Origin of the sequence: Shewanella aestuarii, assembly GCF_011765625.1 — a bacterium.
Lineage (GTDB): Bacteria > Pseudomonadota > Gammaproteobacteria > Enterobacterales > Shewanellaceae > Shewanella > Shewanella aestuarii_A.
Map to the genome: position 1 here is coordinate 2,961,623 of NZ_CP050313.1, position 21,669 is coordinate 2,983,291.

At 42.4% G+C, this 21,669-nt stretch carries 18 protein-coding genes and 1 pseudogene; 5 read left to right on the forward strand and 14 right to left on the reverse strand.

Annotation, left to right across the window (positions count from 1 at the left end; translation table 11 throughout):
• Positions 1-59: 59 nt before the first annotated feature.
• From HBH39_RS13030 to HBH39_RS13050, 5 genes are all read right to left on the reverse strand, one after another.
• Positions 60-1,160, reverse strand: a complete 1,101-nt coding sequence (locus HBH39_RS13030; RefSeq protein ID WP_167678948.1) for a polyamine ABC transporter substrate-binding protein — start codon at positions 1,158-1,160, stop codon at positions 60-62.
• Between the two features lie 285 nt (positions 1,161-1,445).
• Positions 1,446-2,810, reverse strand: a complete 1,365-nt coding sequence (locus HBH39_RS13035; RefSeq protein WP_167678950.1) for an aspartate aminotransferase family protein — start codon at positions 2,808-2,810, stop codon at positions 1,446-1,448.
• A gap of 66 nt (positions 2,811-2,876) precedes the next feature.
• The gene (locus tag HBH39_RS13040; protein WP_167678952.1) at positions 2,877-4,232 is read right to left on the reverse strand and encodes a glutamine synthetase family protein; all 1,356 of its coding nucleotides are present in this window, start codon (positions 4,230-4,232) and stop codon (positions 2,877-2,879) included.
• A gap of 2 nt (positions 4,233-4,234) precedes the next feature.
• Positions 4,235-4,999 (reverse strand): gamma-glutamyl-gamma-aminobutyrate hydrolase family protein, encoded by a 765-nt coding sequence (locus HBH39_RS13045; RefSeq protein WP_167678954.1) that lies wholly within the window; start codon positions 4,997-4,999, stop codon positions 4,235-4,237.
• Positions 5,000-5,382: 383 nt separating this feature from the next.
• Positions 5,383-5,931 carry a cupin domain-containing protein gene (locus HBH39_RS13050; protein WP_167678956.1) on the reverse strand — a complete coding sequence of 183 codons (549 nt, stop codon included), beginning with the start codon at positions 5,929-5,931 and terminating at the stop codon, positions 5,383-5,385.
• A 222-nt stretch (positions 5,932-6,153) separates the two neighbouring features.
• Between HBH39_RS13050 and HBH39_RS13055 the strand changes: the two genes are divergently transcribed.
• Positions 6,154-7,461: an NAD(P)/FAD-dependent oxidoreductase gene (locus HBH39_RS13055; RefSeq protein WP_167678958.1), complete on the forward strand. Its 1,308-nt coding sequence runs from the start codon at positions 6,154-6,156 to the stop codon at positions 7,459-7,461.
• A 133-nt stretch (positions 7,462-7,594) separates the two neighbouring features.
• Here the strand turns inward: HBH39_RS13055 and HBH39_RS13060 are convergent, their stop codons facing one another.
• The 5 genes from HBH39_RS13060 to HBH39_RS13075 form a co-directional block, all read right to left on the reverse strand.
• Positions 7,595-7,942 (reverse strand): YkgJ family cysteine cluster protein, encoded by a 348-nt coding sequence (locus HBH39_RS13060; RefSeq protein WP_432280158.1) that lies wholly within the window; start codon positions 7,940-7,942, stop codon positions 7,595-7,597.
• Positions 7,943-8,157: 215 nt separating this feature from the next.
• Entirely contained in the window at positions 8,158-9,009 is an 852-nt protein-coding gene (locus tag HBH39_RS13065; RefSeq protein ID WP_167678960.1) for a sulfurtransferase, read from the reverse strand.
• Position 9,010: 1 nt separating this feature from the next.
• The gene (locus HBH39_RS19825) at positions 9,011-9,160 is read right to left on the reverse strand and encodes a hypothetical protein (protein WP_244325805.1); all 150 of its coding nucleotides are present in this window, start codon (positions 9,158-9,160) and stop codon (positions 9,011-9,013) included.
• On the reverse strand, positions 9,157-9,423 hold the full coding sequence (locus tag HBH39_RS19830) for a hypothetical protein (protein WP_244325652.1): 267 nt from the start codon (positions 9,421-9,423) through the stop codon (positions 9,157-9,159). The genes HBH39_RS19825 and HBH39_RS19830 overlap by 4 nt, the downstream gene beginning before the upstream one ends.
• Positions 9,424-9,546: 123 nt before the next feature.
• Positions 9,547-11,043 (reverse strand): aldehyde dehydrogenase, encoded by a 1,497-nt coding sequence (locus HBH39_RS13075; RefSeq protein WP_167678962.1) that lies wholly within the window; start codon positions 11,041-11,043, stop codon positions 9,547-9,549.
• 279 nt (positions 11,044-11,322) lie between these two features.
• On the opposite strand from HBH39_RS13075, the gene HBH39_RS13080 reads away from it, so the two are divergent.
• The 4 genes from HBH39_RS13080 (at position 11,323) to HBH39_RS13095 (ending at position 15,427) form a co-directional block, all read left to right on the forward strand.
• A complete protein-coding gene (locus tag HBH39_RS13080) occupies positions 11,323-12,663 on the forward strand; it encodes an aspartate aminotransferase family protein (RefSeq protein ID WP_167678964.1) in 1,341 nt (446 codons plus the stop codon).
• A 33-nt stretch (positions 12,664-12,696) separates the two neighbouring features.
• Positions 12,697-14,193, forward strand: coding sequence for a CoA-acylating methylmalonate-semialdehyde dehydrogenase (locus HBH39_RS13085; RefSeq protein ID WP_167678966.1), 1,497 nt, complete (start codon positions 12,697-12,699; stop codon positions 14,191-14,193).
• Between the two features lie 13 nt (positions 14,194-14,206).
• Positions 14,207-14,572, forward strand: a complete 366-nt coding sequence (locus HBH39_RS13090) for a cupin domain-containing protein (RefSeq protein ID WP_167678968.1) — start codon at positions 14,207-14,209, stop codon at positions 14,570-14,572.
• A gap of 126 nt (positions 14,573-14,698) precedes the next feature.
• Positions 14,699-15,427: a TorF family putative porin gene (locus tag HBH39_RS13095; protein WP_432280118.1), complete on the forward strand. Its 729-nt coding sequence runs from the start codon at positions 14,699-14,701 to the stop codon at positions 15,425-15,427.
• Positions 15,428-15,539: 112 nt separating this feature from the next.
• On the opposite strand, the gene HBH39_RS13100 is transcribed toward HBH39_RS13095, so the two are convergent.
• The 4 genes and pseudogenes from HBH39_RS13100 to HBH39_RS13115 all read right to left on the reverse strand — a co-directional run bounded on the left by HBH39_RS13100 (position 15,540) and on the right by HBH39_RS13115 (position 20,672).
• Positions 15,540-16,817: a glutamate-5-semialdehyde dehydrogenase gene (locus tag HBH39_RS13100; protein ID WP_167678970.1), complete on the reverse strand. Its 1,278-nt coding sequence runs from the start codon at positions 16,815-16,817 to the stop codon at positions 15,540-15,542.
• Positions 16,810-17,939 (reverse strand): annotated as a pseudogene (proB, locus tag HBH39_RS13105) (glutamate 5-kinase). The gene HBH39_RS13100 and the pseudogene proB overlap by 8 nt, the downstream one beginning before the upstream one ends.
• Before the next feature lie 180 nt (positions 17,940-18,119).
• Positions 18,120-19,409, reverse strand: a complete 1,290-nt coding sequence (locus HBH39_RS13110; RefSeq protein WP_167678972.1) for an NCS2 family permease — start codon at positions 19,407-19,409, stop codon at positions 18,120-18,122.
• 333 nt (positions 19,410-19,742) lie between these two features.
• Positions 19,743-20,672, reverse strand: a complete 930-nt coding sequence (locus HBH39_RS13115; RefSeq protein WP_167678974.1) for an STM4504/CBY_0614 family protein — start codon at positions 20,670-20,672, stop codon at positions 19,743-19,745.
• Positions 20,673-21,669 lie beyond the last annotated feature (997 nt).

Here is a 21,669-nt window from a genome sequence, read left to right on the forward strand (position 1 = left end):
ATTGAAAATTGTAAAAAATATAAAAACTGGGCGAAACATCTCGCCCAGGTATGTAAAACCTATTGACCAGATTTTACTTTGGTCCAAGCACGGGTAACCACGCGTTGGATTTTCATTGGACGAATATCACCAATGTACAAGTTATCAATCACTTCTTGTGATGGATAAATTGCTGGATCATTAAGGATTGCTTCATCAACTAATTTTTGTGCAGGTACGTTTGGATTGGCGTAAGCAACATAGTTAGTGATAGGTGCAATCACCTCAGGACGTAATAAGTAGTTAATAAACTTATGGGCATTTTCAACGTTTGTTGCATCTTGAGGAATAGCCAACATGTCAAACCAAAGGTTAGCGCCTTCTTTTGGAATTGAGTAACCAATTTTTATCCCATTACCCGCTTCGTCAGCACGCGCCGCGGCTTGGAAAACGTCACCAGAGTAACCAAATGCCACACAAATATCGCCATTAGCTAGATCAGAAATATAGCGAGATGAATGGAAATAAGTAATGTGAGGACGAACCTTTTCTAATACTTCAGCGGCCTTCTCATAATCGGCTGTATTTTTACTGTTAGGGTCTAAACCTAAATAGATTAATGCTTGTGGCAACATATCGTCGGCTGAATCCAACATAGATAAACCACAAGAGGCAATTTTCTCTGCATATTTAGGGTTAAAAATAAGCTCTAGTGAATCAAATGGCGCATCTTCACCTAACACTTCTTTGACTTTATCAATGTTGTAACCAATACCATTGGTACCCCATAAATAAGGCACAGCGTGTTCGTTTTCAGGGTCTGCAGTTTGTAGCTGCTTCATTAAATCAGGCTTTAAATTAGCAAAATTAGTTAACTTGCTTCGATCTAACTTTTGAAATGCACCCGCTTTGATTTGTTTGGCTAAAAAGTGATTTGATGGCACAACAATATCGTAACCGCTGCGGCCAGAAAGTAACTTTGCTTCTAGCACTTCGTTACTGTCAAATACGTCATAGATAACACGAATGCCAGTTTCTTTTTCGAAATTTGCGAGTGTATCTTCAGCGATATAATCCGACCAGTTATACATTTTTACCACTTCTTCAGCATGCAGTGTGGTGCTAGCAAAGACGGTCGCTGACATCAGCGCAATGGTAGAAAGTTTATTGAGTAGCTTCATATGTTCTCCCTTACTTGGATAATGGTCAGTTCTGGCTGACAGTTTTTCGCTATTAATAGCGTTATTATCATTTCCTTATTTAAAGGAAACTATCCAATGCTACAACTTATAAACGCATCGGTTTGATCACAGCAAACTGCTAGATTGCTATAAATTTGGATTCTATCAAAAACCCTTTTGATTACTAGATACTAACTTAACTGTTTGGCTAAAAAATCACTATTTAGCCATAAAAATTCACTAAACCACATCAATGATGCTGATAACAGCGAATCGATATTCTGATTATTTATATACCATGCATTTGGCGTAAGTATCATTTAACGCCTTAATCGCTTTTTCAATTAGTTCATCAACTTGCGCGAGACTTATAGTTAACGGCGGCGAAATAATCATAGTATCGCCGACTGAACGCATCACTAAACCATGCTCGATACATAAATCACGACACCAAGTACCTACACCAATGTCACTATTAAAGCGTTGTCGTAATGATTTATCTTTAACTAGTTCAATGGCCGCCACTAAACCAATGCCTCTGACTTCACCTACAAGCGGGTGCTCTGCAAGTTGCTGTAAGCGGCTTTGAAAATAAGGCGCGGTTTCAGTCGCGACTTTTTCCACTAACTTTTCTTGCACAATAATGCGAATGTTTTCTAATGCTGCGGCAGCTGCCACTGGGTGACCAGAATAAGTGTAACCATGGGTAAACTCGCCACATTGATTTTTAATCACCTCAGCAATCCGATCCGCAATGATCACCCCGCCCATGGGCACATAACCAGAGGTCATGCCCTTCGCGATAGAGATTAAATCCGGTTTTAAATCAAAATATTCCGCAGCAAACCAACACCCAGTTCGGCCAAAACCACTGATCACTTCATCAAGGATCAGCAACACATCATACTTAGCTAAAATACGTTTTATCTCAGGCCAATAAGTTGATGGTGGAATAATCACGCCACCTGCACCTTGAAATGGCTCAGCAATAAAAGCCGCTACGTTCTCTTCACCAAGCTCAAGGATTTTTGCTTCAAGAGCTTGTGCCGCCTGTAGGCCAAAAGCCTCTGGTGTTAAATCACCGCCTTCTCCATACCAATATGGCTGAGCAATATGCACTATTCCGGGGATAGGTAAATCACCTTGTTTGTGCATACCAGACATCCCACCCAAGCTGGCACCAGCAACGGTTGAACCATGATAAGCGTTGTCTCTGCTAATGATGGTCTTTTTAGTCGGCTGGCCTTTTAAATCCCAATATCGGCGCACCATACGTAAATTGGTGTCGTTAGACTCTGAGCCAGAGCCGGTAAAAAACACACAATTCATATGCGCGGGCGCCAACTCAGCAATTGTCTTGGCTAGTTCTATCGCTGGCGGATGAGTACATTGAAAAAAGCTATTATAATAAGGAAGTTGCTGCATTTGCTTACTAACTGCATCAACAATAGACTGACGACCATAACCGACATTGACACACCACAACCCCGCCATGCCATCTAACAATTTACGCCCTTCAATATCCCAAAGATAAACACCTTCAGCGCGCTCAATAATGCGAGTACCTTTTTCGCCTAAGGTTTTAGAGTCAGTGAAAGGGTGAATAAAATGCTGTATATCAGCTTGCTGCAATGTCGAAAGCGTCGCCATATAATCTTCCTTATTCCTTGGCGATAAAATAACTCGCCAAGGTTAACTAAAATAATTAAGCAAAAATTAGACCGATAATAGTAAGAACTCGCGTTCCCAAGAACTGACCACTCGGCGGAAGTTTTCTAGCTCAGCCTGTTTTACCGCCACAAATCCTGTCGTGAATGATTGACCTAAGTATTCAACACAAGCTTCGCTTTCTTGCATTGCGACCAAGGCTTCCTCTAATGTGACAGGTAAATAGTGTTCGTTATTGGTGCGACTTTCATTTGAACGCCCAGTAACAGGTGTTGAAGGACGTAAATTTTTCTCCATACCAATAAAGCCACATAATAAGCTGGCTGCAATGGCCAAATAGCAATTGGCATCAGCCCCTGGAATACGGTTCTCAATACGACGATTTTGCGGAGATGATTCAGGAATGCGTAATCCACAGGTGCGGTTTTCTACACCCCATTCTAAATTGACCGGCGCTGAAGTCCCCGGTAAGAAACGACGGAAAGAGTTCGCATTTGGCGCCATTAAGGGCAGTAACTCAGGAATATAAGTTTGTAACCCTGCAATATAATTTAAAAATAACTGACTTTGCGTACCATCTTCAGTGGTAAAAATGTTTTTACCGGTCTTTTTATCAATCACGCTTTGGTGAATATGCATAGCACTGCCAGGTTCATCTGTCACCGGCTTCGCCATAAAGGTGGCACAAACGTTATGCTTTAACGCGGCTTCTCTTAAGGTGCGTTTAAACACAAAAACTTGGTCAGCCAATGCTAAAGGATTACCGTGGCTGAAGTTGATTTCCATTTGCGCAGGGCCATCTTCATGGATCAAGGTATCAATATCTAAACCTTGCTGCTCACACCAATCATACATATCCTCAAATAGCGGATCGTACTCGTTAGCAGCATCAATTGAGAAGGACTGACGACCTGCTTCTGGACGACCAGAACGACCAACGGGAGGCTTTAACGGTAAATCATGATCGTCACTACGCTGAGTTAAATAAAACTCCATTTCTGGCGCAATTACCGGTTCCCAACCTTTATCTTCATAAAGCTTCAGCACTTTTTTAAGCACATTTCGTGGCGACAACTCAATAGGATTTCCCATACGGTCATAGCAATCATGAATAACTTGCGCGGTAGCCTCAACAGTCCAAGGAAGCATAAATACGGCATTTTCATCAGGCACACAAACAAAGTCGATATCGGCATGATCGAGTAATGAATAGAAAATTTCATCATCGATATAATCGCCTGTCACGGTTTGCAGCAACACGCTTTCAGGAAGACGCATGCCTTTTTCATCTATAAACTTGTCTACTGGCGCAATTTTACCGCGGGCGATCCCTGTCATATCGGTTATGACACATTCCACTTCAGTAATTTTATTTTCTTTTAAAAAATCAATTAACTTATCCATTTTTATCTCTCTTGCTGTGCTGCATATAAACGACAGGCTTGGCCAAATGCGTTAAATATTGAGGTATAGAACGCGTTATCTTGAACCTTCCACTCTGGATGCCATTGAACGCCTAATGCGAAATTTTTTGCGTTTGCAACTGAAAACGCTTCGATTAATCCATCTGGTGCATATGCTTCTGGCTGTAACCCTTGCCCAAGGCGATCAACTCCTTGAGTATGAACAGAGTTAACCTCTGCAGTGTCACAGCCCCATGCATCGTGTAGTAATCCACCTGATACAATCGAAATTTTGTGCGATAGCCCATATTGCACATCTAAAGACGCCGTTTTATCTTCTCTATGTTCAATATAATGACCAACTTCGTGTAGTTTCTGGTGCAAACTCCCGCCAAAAACCACGTTCATTTCTTGAAAGCCACGACAAATGCCTAATATAGGAATACCAGCATCAATGGCGGCTTTTATTAAGGGTAAGGTTGTCGCGTCACGTTTAGGATCATGGTGTGTGCCTTCAGCACTAGCGGGGCCTTGATAGTGATGTGGTTCGACATTTGAAGGTGAGCCGGTAAATAAAATGCCATCTAACCGGGCTAAAATATCTGCTGTTGGAAAATCCCTTCCAAGAGAAGGCAAAATAATAGGAAAGCCTTTAGCACCATTTACCACGCTTAATAAGTATTTTTCACCAACAATATTAAATGGATGAAGACCTAATTGTTGATTACACGCCACGACCCCGATTAGAGGAAGACCTGACTTGGACATATCTCACCTTCTAGAAAAACTTGAATGAAGAGTATTATTCTTGTTTGTGTTCATTTTTTCACACACTACACGGATTTATTTTACTAAGCAATAGATGAATGATGGATAGTGTTAACTTTTAATCTAAAAAATAAAATACATCAATACAACAATGATTTAACACATGCTTCATTTGTAATTTCAGCTTTTAACTTTATTCAGATTAAAATTTCAAACCGAAAACACCTGCCCTATTTTGGCGTTAACCTGCACCAGAATAGTGAATTTCGGCCAATATTATTTACATAAAACAACAATGGAAGGGGTACAAAGGAATGAACAGCAGAAGTAGTAAGCTCAAAAGGATAAGCCAAACTCTGATAAATTTGGCTCTCTGGTTTTAATTAAAAATCAGCAGAAGTAGTCGCGCTAACTAAATGACATGGTTGTTCGAATGGGTTGCGAAAACGATGTGGGAGTTCGCTATTAAAATAATAACTATCACCTTTCTCAAGCACAAAGACATCTTCGCCAACGGTTAACTCTATCTTACCTTCAACAATAACGGCGCCTTCTTCACCTTTATGTTGCAACATTTCCTCGCCAGTATCTGTGCCCGGCGGGTAGGTTTCGCTCATAATCGACATACCCCTATTGGGGTAATCTCGGCCAATCAGTTTATACACCAAATCGCCCGTACCAATATCCAGTAACTCATTAGCACGATAAACCACTTTTTGCTCACCAATCGCGCCATCATCCATCGAAAAAAATTCAACTAATGACATTGGAATACCCGCCAACACTTTCTTCAATGAACTAACAGATGGGCTAACACTGTTTTTTTCAATCATCGAAATTGTACTATTAGTTACCCCTGCTCGCTTTGCTAACTCTCGCTGCGATAATCCTTTCAACTTGCGAACAGCTTTAAGGCTTGCACCAATGTCCAAATTGCTTCTCCTAACAATGACTAAGAATAAAAGTGACGCTCTTATAAAACAAAAAATTTAACATCCGTTAATGTTAACGATATTAAAACAAAGCTAAATCCTTTATCAAACGAATTGTATTTTATACTAAATGAGTGTTAAATAAAATGCACACTTATTATCGATATTTTTTATAGCATTTGGTCCGTCATTGACAAACAGACCATTATGTTCGGAGTCACCATGCCAGTTAAGTCACCCGTACACAGCCAACAACATCCCGATTCGTTTTATGTGGCAACAGCTAAACAATGCGTAGAACACCCTAAGCTTGATGGAGAATTAACCGTTGATGTATGCATTGTCGGTGGCGGTTTTACTGGCATTAATACGGCTATTGAATTAAGCCAGCGAGGTTTTAGTGTGGCTGTACTGGAAGCTAAACGCGTTGGCTGGGGCGCTTCTGGTCGAAATGGTGGTGAACTTATTCGCGGTATTGGTCACGACGCCACCCAATTTAGTAACGTCATAGGTGATGAAGGTGTCAAAGCTATCCAGCAAATGGGTTTTGAAGCGGTTGATATTGTGATTGAACGCATTAAACAACACAAAATTGATTGTGACTTACAAATGGGGTATTGCGATCTGGCGGTAAAACCAAGACACATGACCGATTTGCACCAAGAATATCAAGACTTACTCGACCTTGGTTACACTAAAGACATCAAGCTATTAGATAAATCACAATTAGGTGAAGTCATCGGGTCTGATTTCTATCAAGGTGCGTTAGTTGATATGGGGAGCGGGCATTTACACCCATTAAATTTAGTATTAGGTGAAGCGGCAATCGCCATAAGCCTTGGCGTACAGATATTTGAGTACAGCCCAGCAGAGCAAATTATCAAAGGAGAAAAACCGCAAGTTATCACCCCTAATGGGCGGGTAAATTGTTCCTACTTAGTGATTGGTGCCAACGGTTATATAGGAAATAAGCTCAATCCTTATCTTGGTGGTAAGGTGTTACCCACAGGCACTTACTTGCTGGCAACCGAACCATTAACGGAGCAACAATGTGCTGCTATTATTCCGCAGAATATGGCCTTTGCCGATATGCGGGTTGCATTAGACTACTTCCACCTTTCTGCTGATAGGCGCTTACTATTTGGTGGTTTGTGCACTTATTCAGGTAAAGACCCCAAAAATATTGAAGCCGCTTTGCGCCCTAATCTTGAAAAAGTTTTCCCTCAACTTAAAGGGGTAAAAATTGATTATCAGTGGGGCGGCATGATGGGCATTGGCGCGAATCGTATGCCACAAATAGGCCGTTTACCAGATGCAGATAATATTTATTATGCCCAAGCCTATGCCGGACATGGCGTTAACGCCACTCATATGGCAGCAAGGTTAATTGCACAGGCGATTACATCACAAGCTGAGCGCTTTGATGTGTTTGCTAAAATTAAGCATATGACCTTCCCAGGAGGGCCGATGCTGCGCTCCCCTATGTTAGCCGCGGGAATGCTGTACCACAGGATGAAAGATTTATTGTAATCAATTGACACTAACCCACCGCGAAACTGATACATAGAGACATTGGCGCATTGGCGCATTGGCGCATTGGCGCATTGGCGTTTCAAAATACCCGCCCAATGCGCTAAGTCGATAATGAAATAAGCATCAATGGTTAACGGTGATGTTGAAAAAAGTCGCTGTTTTTTACTTCAACGCTGGCAGGTAATTCAGCTGCTCTTTCCAATCGACATTCGTAAGAGCCCATTTCAAATTCACGGCAAATCCATGGCCTAAGTTCATAAATGCTGCACATTAAGGTTTCACGGTCTAAAGCAGAACACCATCCATCATCTAAGCGTCGCATTTTTTCACCGCCCCATTGATCAACTGCGATATGTTTTTTAGGCACACCGGTATCACTAATCAAGATTACTTCTAAACGACAGCAGCAAGCCTGACAATTAGCACAGCTCACCTCAGATTCAGACAAGGTAGTTTCAGGAGATATAACTTCAATAATAGTTGTTGGAGATACAGATTTGATAGAAATAGCCAATGTAATAATCAATATAGAGGGCAAGCATTCTACGCCTGTTTGCCCCTAGTAGACATCAATTTGATTAACTTAGCCTATCAATAATCAATTAACTAGCGGACTAATTGAGTGAATATTGCCGTTAATTTTTTATCCTAAAGTGCGATTTTTACTTAGTACTAGGCACTAGGCGTTAAGCACTAAGCAATAGGTAAATCAGGGTTAGCGCCCCATTCCGCCCACGAACCATCGTAAAGTAGGGTTTGCTCGTATCCTGCTACATGTGAGGCTAAAATTAAAATACATGCGGTAATACCTGAGCCACAACTGAAAATTCGTTGTTCGGCAGCCGATTGCGCCCCGGTATCACTTGAGCGTACATGGGCAAATATAGCTTGTAACTCTTCCACAGATTTCATTTTAAAACCATCAAGCACATTAGCAAATGGCAAGTTAAATGAACTCGGTATACAGCCGCTTCGCATACCTTCTCTTGGCTCTGGTAAGCTGCCATTAAAGCGACCCGCCCCCCGGGCATCAATGATGTCGGTCGTGTCGCTGCCTATTTGAGTCAGTACATATTGAGCATCGCACACTTTCTGAGGTTCAATCCCCCCTTGAATATTGCCTGGTTGACTTGCAATTGCAAAACTTGAAACGGTTGGTCGTGATTCCGCTAACCATTGAGGCAAGCCACCATCTAATACAAATACCTTGTCAAAGCCCATGTATTTAAACATCCACCACACCCTTGGAGAAGCATAAATACCTTGGTTATCATAAATCACCACAGTGCTTTGCTGATCAATCCCTAAAGCTTGCGCAGCTTGAGTAAATTGCTCAGTAGTCGGCATACTATTAGCTTGTAAGGCATTATGGTCAAAAAACTGCTTCTCTAATTGGCAATCCTTAGCGCCGGGAATAACAAAAAGCTGCTCATAAACCAGCGGTTCCTTACCTAAAACCACTTGCATACTGGCATCGATTACAACTAAATCAGTGTCATTAAGGTGTTCGCTGAGCCATTGTGTACTGACTAAAGGAGAATTCATTTTAAACCTCGGATTGCTTTTTAATGATAAACGACTGGGTTAACCAACTGAAATAAATAAATAAGCTTATCCCAACGGCATCGGCTGCTAAATCGGCGACATCAAAAGTACGACTTGCGATAAAGCCTTGACTAAATTCTTCAGCGATCACAAACAACGAAACTCCGATGCTGCCCCAATAAAGGCCATATTTGCCAATGTTAAAACAACGAAATTGCAGTGCAAGGTTAGCCATATAGTCAGCGTACCAAATAGCAGCATGTGACCCACTTTATCCCCATAGGGCATGTGTTTTATCAGAACAAAAAATACACTGCGGCCACCGGTGTTCGCTAAATAAATGATCCAAATAATAAAACCAAAAAAACCGACCGCTAAACTAATCGCAATACGATTAAGCACTTTGTTAGACATAGTAATACAAATCCATTTGTGTTGAGAGTTAAGCATTAAGTATCTAATAACCAATTCAATCAACTTAATAAAAAGCCCCTTACAGCTTGTACTATAAAGGGCTTAATTGATTAAAAGCAAAGCTTATAAAGCAATCCAAGTTGCTTTTATTTCAGTGTATTTATCAAAGGCATGCAATGATTTATCACGGCCATTACCTGACTGTTTATACCCGCCAAATGGCGCGGTCATGTCACCGCCATCATAATGATTAATCCACACCATACCACTGCGAAGTGCTTTCGCGGTTTTGTGGGCTTTTGAAAGATCAGATGTCCACACACCCGCCGCTAGGCCATAGATGGTGTCGTTAGCAATTTTAATCGCTTCATCCATGCCATCAAACTCGATCACCGACAAAACAGGGCCAAAAATCTCTTCACTGGCAATACGCATATCATTGGTCACATTGGCGAAAATGGTTGGTTGAACATATACCCCACCGGTTTCAGCCATAACCTGCTTACCACCTTGCACAAGTAATGCACCTTGCTCTTCACCCGCCTTAATGTAACCCAATACAGTGTTCAGTTGCTGTGCATCTACCACGGCCCCAGTTATTGTGTCAGGGTCTAGCGGATGACCAGGCAGCCATGATTTAAGCTCTTGAGCAATTAACCCAATCAACTCATCTTTAACGCCTTTTTCAACTAACAAACGTGAGCCTGCAGTACACACTTCACCTTGGTTAAAGGCAATAGCTGATGCTGCCGCTTCTGCCGCAGCTTTTAAATCTGGCGCATCATTGAACACAATATTAGGGCTCTTGCCACCAGCTTCTAGCCAAACGCGTTTCATGTTGGATTCACCCGCGTAGATCATTAATTGCTTGGCAATTTTTGTAGAGCCGGTAAACACTAAAGTATCAACATCCATATGCAGCGCTAACGCTTTGCCAACCGTATGGCCAAAACCAGGTAACACATTTAATACGCCCGGTGGTATGCCTGCTTCAATCGCAAGCTGCGCCATACGAATCGCCGTTAAAGGTGATTTTTCTGAAGGCTTTAAAATCACACTGTTGCCGGTTGCTAATGATGGTCCAAGCTTCCAACATGCCATAATCATTGGAAAATTCCATGGCACAATAGCGGCAACAACCCCAACGGGCTCACGGGTGATCATGCCTATTTCGTTATGTGCTGTTGGCGCAACTTCATCATAAATTTTATCAATGGCCTCACCTGACCAACGAATAGCACGGGCTGCTCCTGCAACATCTACTGTTTTCGAAAACTTAATCGGCTTACCCATATCAAGGGTTTCAAGTAAAGCTAATTCATCGGCGTTAGCTTCTAGTAAATCAGCAAATTTGATCATCACTTGCTTGCGCTTAACGGGGGCGAGCTTCGACCAAGTACCGGCTTCAAACACTTCACGAGCATTGGCAACAGCAATATTGGCGTCAGCCAAATCGCAACTAGCAACCTGGGTGAGCAACCGGCCATCTACCGGGCTTGTACATTCAAAGGTTTCCCCAGACTGTGCATCACAATATTCACCATTAATAAAAGCTTGATTGTTAATTGTTAGGCTAGCAGCCAAGGCTTCCCAATCGCTGCGGCTTGTAGGAGTACTCATTGTGACCTCGAATGTAAAAAAGAGTGGCAGAGTTAGCGTTTATTTATCGAATATTGCTTTCGTTCTCACTTCATCAATAAACAATTTGATGGCTAACGGAATAGCTCGATTATGCTTAAAGGTAAAATATTTTCAATATATTTTACAAAAATGGGTAATTTAGTTTAAATAAATGCACAAAAACCTTTTACGTTCATTATTTTTGACATAGCATAGCAAATATCAACCACACAGTAATCAATCGCCTCGCTGTAATTGGCAATCATGATGGATAGAGATATGGAAAAAAATCAACCTAACACAGCAAACCATGGGCTGAATATGTCTCATTATTGGATGCCGTTTACGGCAAACAAACAGTTCAAAACCTCACCGCGAATGTTAGTTAGCGCTGAGGGAATGCATTACACGGATATTGATGGTAATTCAGTATTAGATGCCACGGCAGGACTATGGTGTTGTAATGCTGGTCATGGTCGCAGTGAAATATCAGAAGCGGTGAGTAAGCAAATTCACGATATGGATTACGCGCCCTCATTTCAATTAGGTCATCCATTAGCTTTTGAGCTGGCAGACAAACTGTGTCAATTAAGTCCTGCAGGCTTAGATCATGTGTTTTTCACTAACTCAGGTTCAGAGTCGGTCGACACCGCCTTAAAAATGGCCTTGGCATATCATCGCGCTAATGGCCAATCAACTCGCACTCGCTTTATTGGCCGCGAGCTTGGTTATCATGGTGTCGGCTTTGGCGGGATTTCGGTTGGTGGTATTGGAAATAATCGCAAAACCTTTAGCCAGCAATTACTCCAAGGTATAGATCATTTACCTCATACTTTAGACATCACTAATAATGCGTTTAGTCGTGACTTACCCCCTCATGGCATAGAAAAAGCTGAAATACTTGAACAACTGATCACCTTACACGGCGCAGAAAATATTGCCGCGGTCATTGTTGAGCCCATGTCGGGTTCGGCAGGGGTTATTTTACCACCAGCAGGTTACTTGGCTCGATTACGTGAAATCACGCAAAAACACGGTATTTTATTAATTTTTGATGAAGTGATTACCGCCTTTGGCCGTGTAGGCGAAGCCTTTGCGAGTCAACGCTGGAATGTCACCCCAGACATTATCACTGCAGCTAAAGCCATTAATAATGGTGCAATTCCCATGGGCGCAGTGTTTGTCAGTAACACAATTCACGACACATGCATGGACGCCCCAGAAGGCATGATTGAATTTTTCCACGGCTATACCTATTCAGGCCATCCGGTAGCTGCGGCATCGGCCCTAGCAACCTTAGCCATTTATGAAAACGAGCAACTTTTTGCCCGCGCTAAATCCCTTGAAAGCTATTTTGAACAAGCCGTTCATAGTTTAAAAGGCTTGCCAAATGTGATTGATATTCGCAACACCGGCTTAGTGGGCGGCATACAGTTCTCACCCAGTGATAAAGGAGTCGGTAAACGCGGATATGGCATATTTGATCATTGTTTTAGACACGGCACCTTAGTGCGTGCAACTGGTGACATCATTGCCCTGTCACCACCGTTAATTGTCGAAAAATCGCATATCGATCAAATGGTCAATAGTCTTGCAGACGCCATTGTGGCAGTGGGTTAAACACTTTTTAAGAATATAGATAGGTAACGTTTCATGCTTAGCATCAACCATTTTATTAACGGACAACACACAACAGCCAGCCAGCGTCAGCAGGATATTTATGAACCCGCAACCGGTGAGTTACGCGGCCAAGTCTCATTGGCAAGCCAAGGCGAGGTAGCACAAGCCATCGCCACCGCTAAAGCGGCATACCAAACATGGTCACAGGTTACGCCCCTAAACCGTGCTCGAGTGCTATTTAAATTTAAAGCTTTAGTCGAGCAAAATATTGAAGAAATGGCTGAGCTAATCACCCGTGAACATGGCAAGGTGATTGACGATGCTAAAGGCGAGTTAATTCGCGGTTTAGAAGTCGTTGAATTTGCCTGTGGCATTCCCCACTTATTAAAAGGCGAGCATACCCAACAAGTAGGTGGCGGTGTTGATTCATGGTCGGTTAATCAATCACTGGGCGTTGTCGCGGGCATCGCGCCATTTAACTTCCCTGTCATGGTGCCAATGTGGATGTTTCCTATTGCCATTGCTTGTGGCAATACCTTTATTATGAAGCCATCTGAAAAAGACCCAAGCTCAGTGATGCGTATTGCTGAGTTACTCAAAGAAGCCGGCTTACCTGATGGCGTATTTAATGTGGTTAATGGTGATAAAGAAGCCGTTGATACCTTATTGACTCACCCAGATATCCAAGCCGTTAGCTTTGTTGGCTCTACCCCAATTGCAGAATATATCTACACCACGGCCTCAGCCCATGGTAAGCGCGTGCAAGCATTGGGCGGTGCTAAAAATCATATGCTATTAATGCCTGATGCGGATTTAGATCAAGCAGTCAATGCGCTAATGGGTGCCGCTTATGGTAGTGCTGGTGAGCGCTGCATGGCTATTTCGGTTGTGTTAGCCGTGGGTGATGTGGGCGATAAGTTAGTCGACAAACTGTTACCGCAAATTCGTGACTTACGTGTTGGCAATGGTATGACTCCCGAAATGGACATGGGGCCACTTATTTCTGCCCAGCATCTTGCCAAAGTCAGCGACTATGTTGAAACCGGCTTACAAGAAGGTGCATCACTGCTGGTTGATGGACGAAATATCAGCATTGAAGACCACCAGCAAGGCTACTTTTTAGGGGCATGTTTATTTGACCATGTCACGCCGACCATGCGCATCTACCAAGAAGAGATATTTGGCCCAGTATTGGCCATTGTTCGTGTCAAAGATTACGCCGAAGCATTAGCGCTAATTAACCAACATGAATTTGGTAACGGCACCGCTATTTTCACCCAAAGTGGTGAAGCCGCAAGGCATTTTTGTCATCACGTAGAAGTGGGTATGGTTGGGGTTAACGTACCTATTCCAGTACCGATGGCGTTCCATAGTTTCGGTGGTTGGAAACGTTCATTGTTTGGCCCACTGCATATGCATGGCCCAGATGGCGTGCGTTTTTACACCAAACGTAAAGCCATTACTGCGCGCTGGCCACAGGCAAAATTAACTGAAGCAGCATCGGCATTTATCATGCCAACCATGAAATAGTGAGCATCGTATTATGAGCCAAGGAATTAATAGCATCACTGTGTTTTCAGCTGCCAGCACTGAGATTGAGCAATACCATTTAGCACCAGAAAAATGCATACAAGGCAATCCATTACAAAGTGTTCAAAACCATTTTGAAAGCCCATGTAAGCAATTTAATGTCGGAATTTGGCAAAGTGAGATGGGTTGCTGGAAAATTACTTATACTGAATATGAATATTGTGACATTCTGGAAGGTATCAGCAAAATTACAGATGCTGATGGCAACAGTTTAACGGTAAAAGCAGGCGATAAGTTTGTTATACCTAAAGGTTTTTCAGGCACTTGGGAGGTGCTTGAAAAGTGTAAGAAAGTCTATGTGATGTTTGAACAAACCTGAGTTTTTAACCCGCCATGCGGTACTGCTCACCACTAAATTGCATTGCAATTGTGCGAGTAGATATGTGGTAACCAACGCAGTTCTTGAAACCAAGAACTCTATAAAAAGTGAAACTGGAGAAATATCGTGTCAAAACTAACAAAAAGAGCGCGAATTGCACTGTTAAGCGGATTAACATTATCGGCCACCCTACTATCACCGGTTGCGCTAGCTGAATTAACCGGCGAAGTTGCAGCCACAAACGATTATCGCTTTCGTGGTGTATCACAAACGGCAGGTGATTTTGCTATACAAGCAGGTGTTGATTGGAGCCATGACAGCGGATTTTTCGTGGGCGCATGGGCAAGTAATGTCGACTTTGACGAAGAAGGCTATAACGGCCCTGATGTAGAACTAGATATCTATGCCGGTTACTACGGTGAAATCAATGATGATGCTAGCTATGACGTTACCTTGTATCGCTATAACTACATTGGGTCTGGCGGAAGTGATTTAGGCTATTTTGAGATCACAGCCGGTATCGACTTTGTTGGTTTCCGTGCAGCTTATTGGTACACCAATGATTACGGTGGCGCAGGTGATGATTTACATTATGCCGAGCTAAACTATGGTTGGGAATTTGCTGAAAACTGGAGCCTAGACCTCCATTATGGTTACAACTTCGGCGATGGTATTGATGATGGCGAAGGTTTTGATAGCTATTCTGACTATTCAGTAGGTGTATCAACCGAAGTGGGCGGTGTCAGTATTTCAGCCGCTTATTTAATGTCTGATATGAGTGACGATTATATTGTCGATGACGGCGTTTGGCGCAATGACGATACTTTTTTAGTCAGTGTTAGCTACGGATTCTAATCTAGCTTTATGGCAGTAATATCGGCTTAATCCACTAACTTAATCCACTAAGATTAGTTAATTAAAGGCTTACTCACTTTAGGTTGTAAAGGAGTAAGCCTTTTTTATGGTATTACTTACGGCTGGTGTAATCGCCCCATGCCAACCACTTATAAGTGGTTAATGCATCCAGCGCCATAGGTCCACGAGCGTGTAACTTTTGGGTGCTTACTGCCACTTCAGCACCTAGTCCAAATTGCGCTCCATCAGTAAAGCGAGTGCTGGCATTAACATACACAGCGGATGAATCAACTTGGTTCATAAAGTAGCTAGCGGCATGAATATCATCTGTCAATATGGCTTCCGAATGACCCGTTGAATGAGCACGAATATGCTTAATCGCCTCATCAATATCACTCACGACTTTAATGCCCAGCGTTAATGATAACCACTCAGTCGAAAAGGACTCCTCCCCCGCAGGCGTAACATCAAATCCTAAGCCGTTTAAATATTGCTGCGATTGCTCACAGGCATGAAATACCACACCTAAACTGTGCAAATGGGCAGCCACTTTAGGAACAAATACTTGCGCGACAGCTTGATCAACTAACAAGGTATCTAATGCATTACATACCGTTGGGCGCTGAACTTTTGCATTAGCAATCACATCAAGTGCACGGTTTAAATCGGCTTTTTTATCAACCAACAAATGGCAAATACCAATTCCGCCAAGGATCACAGGAATGCTAGATTGCTCGGCACATAAACGCTGCAACGCTTGACCACCGCGAGGAATGATCATATCGACGTATTTATCTAATCGCAGTAAACCACTAACAATGGCGCGATCAGGTGAGTCAATTAACTGTACGCAGTTTTCAGGTAAGCCATGTTGCACTAATGCACTGCGGATAACGTCACTTAATGCCTTATTTGAGGCTAAGGTTTCTTTACCGCCTCGTAAAATTACCGCATTACCGGTTTTTAAGGCTAATACCGCAATATCTACAGTCACGTTTGGTCTGGCTTCATAGATAACCCCAACGACACCTAATGGCACACAACGGCGGGTTAAACGCAAACCATTATCCAACAGCTTGCTGTCGGCTTCTTTACCGATTGGATCGGCAAGATTAATCACATTATCAATATCGCCAATAATGCCTGCTAAACGTGACTCATCAAGAAGCAAGCGATCCACCATAGCATCCGTTAAGCCATTGGCTTTAGCCGCTTGAACATCTTGCGCATTAGCAGCCAAAATACGGGCGGAATTTTCAGCAAGTTGTTCAGCAATCGTTTGTAATAACGCTGATTTCTGCTGACTCGTTAAACTGGCTAGCGCAAAGCTTGCTTGCTTAGCTTGTTGCCCTAGCGTGGCTAAATACGTGCTAATTTTCTCATCAGACATGGGTAGTAATCTCCTTATTTTCCAGTACAACCATGTCGTTGCGATGCACAGCGGCATCGCCATAGTCATAACCTAATACTTGTTCAATTTCGTTTGAGTGTTTACCGCTAATTTTACGTAAGTCGTCAGCGCAGTAACGACTTATCCCTTTAGCCAGTATTTTACCTTGTAGGCTGACCACTAATACTGTTGCCCCGCGGTCAAATTGACCTTCAATGGTGGCAATGCCTTTTGATAATAAACTGCGACCATTTTCAACCACAGCTTTAGCCGCGCCATCATCGACAATTAATTTACCTTTGGATGCTGGCCCAGCTAGAATCCATTGTTTACGGCTTTCAAGTGGCGAATCAATTGCACTGAAATGGGTACCTACGGACTCACTATTAACCACTTTTTTGATCACATCTTCATGATGACCTGATGCAATAACCACCTCAATACCCGCACGCCTTGCGATATCGGCGGCTTGTAATTTAGTTGCCATACCACCTGTGCCTAAACCAGATACTGAGCCCCCGCTAATAAGCGTAAGCTATCGTCAATATCCTTCACTTGGGTGATTAATTGGGCATCGGGGTTAGTACGCGGATCGGCATCAAATAAACCCTGTTGATCCGTCAATAAAATCAATAAATCCGCATCGCACAATAAGGCCGCACGGGCCGACAGGTTATCGTTATCACCTACTTTTATTTCAGTGGTTGCGACCGCATCATTTTCATTAATAATCGGGATAATATTATTATCCAACAAGGCATTTAAGGTATCGCGAGCATTCAAATAACGCTCACGGTCCTGTAAGTCAGCGCGAGTCAACAATAGCTGCCCCACATGTAAGCCATAAATACTGAATAATTGCGACCAAGCTAAAATGAGCTGACTTTGACCAACCGCGGCCAGTAATTGTTTATGGGCCATGGTATCGGGCAATAAGGGGTATTGTAGATGTTCACGCCCTGCGGCAATCGCGCCGGAAGTACACAACACCACTTCAACACCTGATTTCATCAAATTAGCCATTTGTCTGGCTAACTCCACCATATGTGCTTTATCCAGCTTTTTACTTCCCGAGGTCAGTACACTGGTACCTAACTTAACCACAACGCGGCGATAACCCATTTAGCCTTCTCTTCTATTCGCTTATATACAACGGAGGACCTATTTTTATACCCAATTAATCAAACAATTCCTAGATAAACCCTCACAACAAACCCAATTGATGAAAATAATTTGAGATGCGTTATAAAAAAGGGCTCTGCAATGCAGAACCCTTAAAAAATTAGCCTATGTTATTTCACATTAACCATAAATAAATTTAATTAAAAATAGCACCGCAATAAATAACACACCTGCATTTAAGTCTTTAAAACGGCCTGTCATTACTTTAATCACTAGGTATGAAATAAAGCCAAAACCAATTGCATTAGCAATCGAGAAGGTTAATGGCATCAATAAGCATGTCACAACCACAGGCGCGGCTTCAGTTAAATCATCCCATTCAACATTCACTAAACCTGACATCATTAAAATTGCCACGTAAAAAAGCGTTCCTGCAGTCGCATAGGCTGGCACCATGCCCGCCAAAGGCGAAATAAACAAGGCAGCAATAAATAGCAATCCAACGACAACGGCGGTTAATCCTGTACGCCCACCAGCGCTCACACCCGCGGTGCTTTCAATGTAACTGGTGGTGGTTGATGTTCCTAATGCGGCACCGGTAATGGTTGCCACACTGTCAGCGGTTAATGCTCGTTTTACCCTTGGCAAACGACCATTTTCATCTAATAAACCACCACGCTGAGCGACCGCAACCAAAGTGCCTGAAGTATCAAATAAGTCCACAAACAAAAACGCAAAAATGACTGAAATCATCGATATTTCAAGTACGCTAGAAAGATCCATTTTCATAAATGTTGGCGCAACAGAAGGTGGCATAGACATCAAGCCGTTGTACTGCACATCACCAAAAATTAACCCAAGTACGGTGATAGTCATAATGCTGATAATCACCGCTGCTTTATAACCACGGTGCACTAAAGCAATAATGATAAAAAAGCCAAAGGCGGCCATCACAGCAGGAAAAGAGGTTATATCGCCCATGGTGACTAAAGTGGCCGGACTTGCGACCACAATACCGGCACTTTTGAGGCCAATTAAGGCTAAAAATAAGCCGATACCCGCTGCAATACCAAAGCGCAATGACATTGGGATGCTATTAACAATCCATTCGCGTATTTTGACCAATGACAAAATTAAGAAGCACACACCAGACATAAATACCGCGCCCAGTGCGGTTTCCCAGCTGTACCCCATTTCACCGACGACTGTGTAAGTGAAAAATGCATTCAGGCCCATACCAGGGGCAAGTGCGATTGGGTAGTTTGCCAGTAATCCCATAATCAAACAGCCAATAGCAGCGGCTAAACAGGTCGCAACAAACACAGCGCCATGATCCATCCCAGCATCAGCCAGCATCATAGGGTTGACAAAAATAATATAAGCCATGGTTAAAAAGGTGGTAAAACCTGCCACGACTTCTTGTTTTAAAGAAGTATTATGTTCTTTTAACTTAAATAGTTTTTCTAACATGGAACCATGTTCCTTGGGTGAGGGTTAATTAATATTTTTTATTGTTTTTGAGCCGTTTCGATAACTGACCCCGAATGCTCAAAAGAGGCAAATTATAGCCTGTAGCGTGTCATAAAATCTTACTTTAGATGGCAATAATAACTTGCAAAGCCTGAAAACAGACTTTTCATATAAGGTTAATCATCATAATTAAAGCTAAATGCACAGCAGGAGTTAACGTGATTTTGGGTTTGTTGATCTAACTCGAGGAGTTTGGATTAAAACTTTTATGGACGCCGCATTCAGCTGAAATTTAGGAACGCTAGAGAGCAAATTTTCCTTAGCAGCCTTTTGTTAGCTGTATTTTTCTTCACAGTTACCTAAAAATAGAAGGTTAGTCGCTGTTAGATGCAAGGTATAGCTGGCTAAATGTTCTGGGACAGAAGTAACATCTGAGCCTTGGCCATGCCCACCTTCCTTATTTCTTACCGTTGGAATACCACTTTCGAGCAAAATTCGTACAGATGAAAATTGATTCTGTAGATATTCTGGCACTAGCCCGTTAGTAAGACAGCTATTAATTAATTTCTTTGCTGTGTCGTTTTGATTGTAAGGCCACGAATGCTTTTCATGGATTGCTTTCATCAAACTCTCGAATGACTTGAGACAATCATTAAGGCATTCTTTATAACGTTTATGACGGTAGTGCTCATGGGCTGATAAAAACTCGTCATTTGCACCGGCATACTTCTTGTTCTTACCAAGAAGATGAAGAACGGGTTTTACAACTTCAGAATGGACATATTGAGAGTCGACCCTAATTAGCTCTCCTGATTCAAACTGATAACCAATTCCTGCTTCCTTGAACCGACAATTTAATTCGTCAATTGCGTCATCAGGTTTTTGACAGACGCCAGAAGCATTGCGAAAAGCCCACTCTCGCTCTCTAATATGGGTGTCAATTATTCTGAAAGTTAACTCTATAATGTCAAGGCACTTTTCGTGGCTTTTTTGGCTTAAGAAGTAATCGAAGACTGCTGAAAAATTTGAATTTGTGTATTCTTTTAAAGTAAAAACACCATACTCTTTGCAAAGCACCTTATGAATCTCCGCGTACACTCCATTAGTGGTGTCATTGTAAAGCTGCTCAACGCCTATAGTATCCCGTACGATATGAACTACTTGAACACGGAAGCTTTGCTCAATATTTTCATATTGATATAGATCAGGGACTTCTCCCCTCAACTTTTTCTGTTTCTTTGAAAATAGTTCATATCTTGCCATATCTACCTCTGCACTCCCTGACAGCTAACGTTTTAGAAATTAGTTGGGGCAAAGTAAACTTTAACAAGGGAGTTGATATGCACTGTTAATGAATGGCTTTTTCTTCCCTAAATGGCGCGCTCGATAAATATGCTCGAGGTTCCCCTACTTTGTCCCTAATATTTGATACTTTAATCTACTTTATAGCTTTAATTCAATGTTTTAATAAAAGTTATACTGGGTAGGTTAAGTAGGTCCGTGACTCAAATCTAATCAATTGCCTGCCGCTGGGATGTTCCGGATGAAGGAATGTCGCGATCACATGGTCAGTGATGTTCCCGACATCACACTGACATTTCCCATATCCCTATGGGTCAGATGTGAAAGAGCGACCTTTCGTACAAATAATCCAGCGAGACGCAGCAAGCACGTCCGTGTGGGCTTAACCAAAACCAATAACATCCTTGTTAAAAAGCTAGTTCGGCATCCATGCCTCTCGCTCAAAGCGTTTCACGCAGCGAAACTTCGCCTTCTTTTGGATACTCGCTGGATCATCTGCCCCTTGATTATTGCCTCTTCGATTTGACCATGTTTGTAATCAATAGAAAAACATCAAAATTCAATTTAATTAAATTCTAAGTATCACTTACGCTTTTAATTTGGGGTTCAAATAAAGCCAAATCGAAGAGATAGAATAATCCTGTGCAGATGCGGCTGAGGGGTATCGAAAACAGGACGTTTTCGTTAAGCGGCCATGGATGGCGTACAGCGTCCCGAAGTAGCATCGGCAAAGGGTTATTGTCAATTCAATTTGAGTTGAGGTCATTGAGACTCTTTATTACAAGAACCCGTGAGCTTGGCATTTGTAAATCCATTTACTTCAGACACCTATCGGTAGCGTTAGGGAGATTTTGTATTAGCTGACAATGACCGAAGTTAGCAACAAACGAAGTTAAAAGCAGGATCAATCCCCATCGAAAATATGCGCTTTTCAGCATTTTTCGTCTGGGGCGCTGAG

Bases quoted from the DNA above. Each gene is read 5' to 3' on its own strand.
- HBH39_RS13030 (WP_167678948.1), bottom strand. From the start codon at position 1,160: ATGAAGCTACTCAATAAACTTTCTACCATTGCGCTGATGTCAGCGACC.
- HBH39_RS13035 (WP_167678950.1), bottom strand. From the start codon at position 2,810: ATGGCGACGCTTTCGACATTGCAGCAAGCTGATATACAGCATTTTATT.
- HBH39_RS13040 (WP_167678952.1), bottom strand. From the start codon at position 4,232: ATGGATAAGTTAATTGATTTTTTAAAAGAAAATAAAATTACTGAAGTG.
- HBH39_RS13045 (WP_167678954.1), bottom strand. From the start codon at position 4,999: ATGTCCAAGTCAGGTCTTCCTCTAATCGGGGTCGTGGCGTGTAATCAA.
- HBH39_RS13055 (WP_167678958.1), top strand. From the start codon at position 6,154: ATGCCAGTTAAGTCACCCGTACACAGCCAACAACATCCCGATTCGTTT.
- HBH39_RS13065 (WP_167678960.1), bottom strand. From the start codon at position 9,009: ATGAATTCTCCTTTAGTCAGTACACAATGGCTCAGCGAACACCTTAAT.
- HBH39_RS19830 (WP_244325652.1), bottom strand. From the start codon at position 9,423: ATGTCTAACAAAGTGCTTAATCGTATTGCGATTAGTTTAGCGGTCGGT.
- HBH39_RS13075 (WP_167678962.1), bottom strand. From the start codon at position 11,043: ATGAGTACTCCTACAAGCCGCAGCGATTGGGAAGCCTTGGCTGCTAGC.
- HBH39_RS13080 (WP_167678964.1), top strand. From the start codon at position 11,323: ATGGAAAAAAATCAACCTAACACAGCAAACCATGGGCTGAATATGTCT.
- HBH39_RS13085 (WP_167678966.1), top strand. From the start codon at position 12,697: ATGCTTAGCATCAACCATTTTATTAACGGACAACACACAACAGCCAGC.
- HBH39_RS13090 (WP_167678968.1), top strand. From the start codon at position 14,207: ATGAGCCAAGGAATTAATAGCATCACTGTGTTTTCAGCTGCCAGCACT.
- HBH39_RS13100 (WP_167678970.1), bottom strand. From the start codon at position 16,817: ATGTCTGATGAGAAAATTAGCACGTATTTAGCCACGCTAGGGCAACAA.
- HBH39_RS13110 (WP_167678972.1), bottom strand. From the start codon at position 19,409: ATGTTAGAAAAACTATTTAAGTTAAAAGAACATAATACTTCTTTAAAA.
- HBH39_RS13115 (WP_167678974.1), bottom strand. From the start codon at position 20,672: ATGGCAAGATATGAACTATTTTCAAAGAAACAGAAAAAGTTGAGGGGA.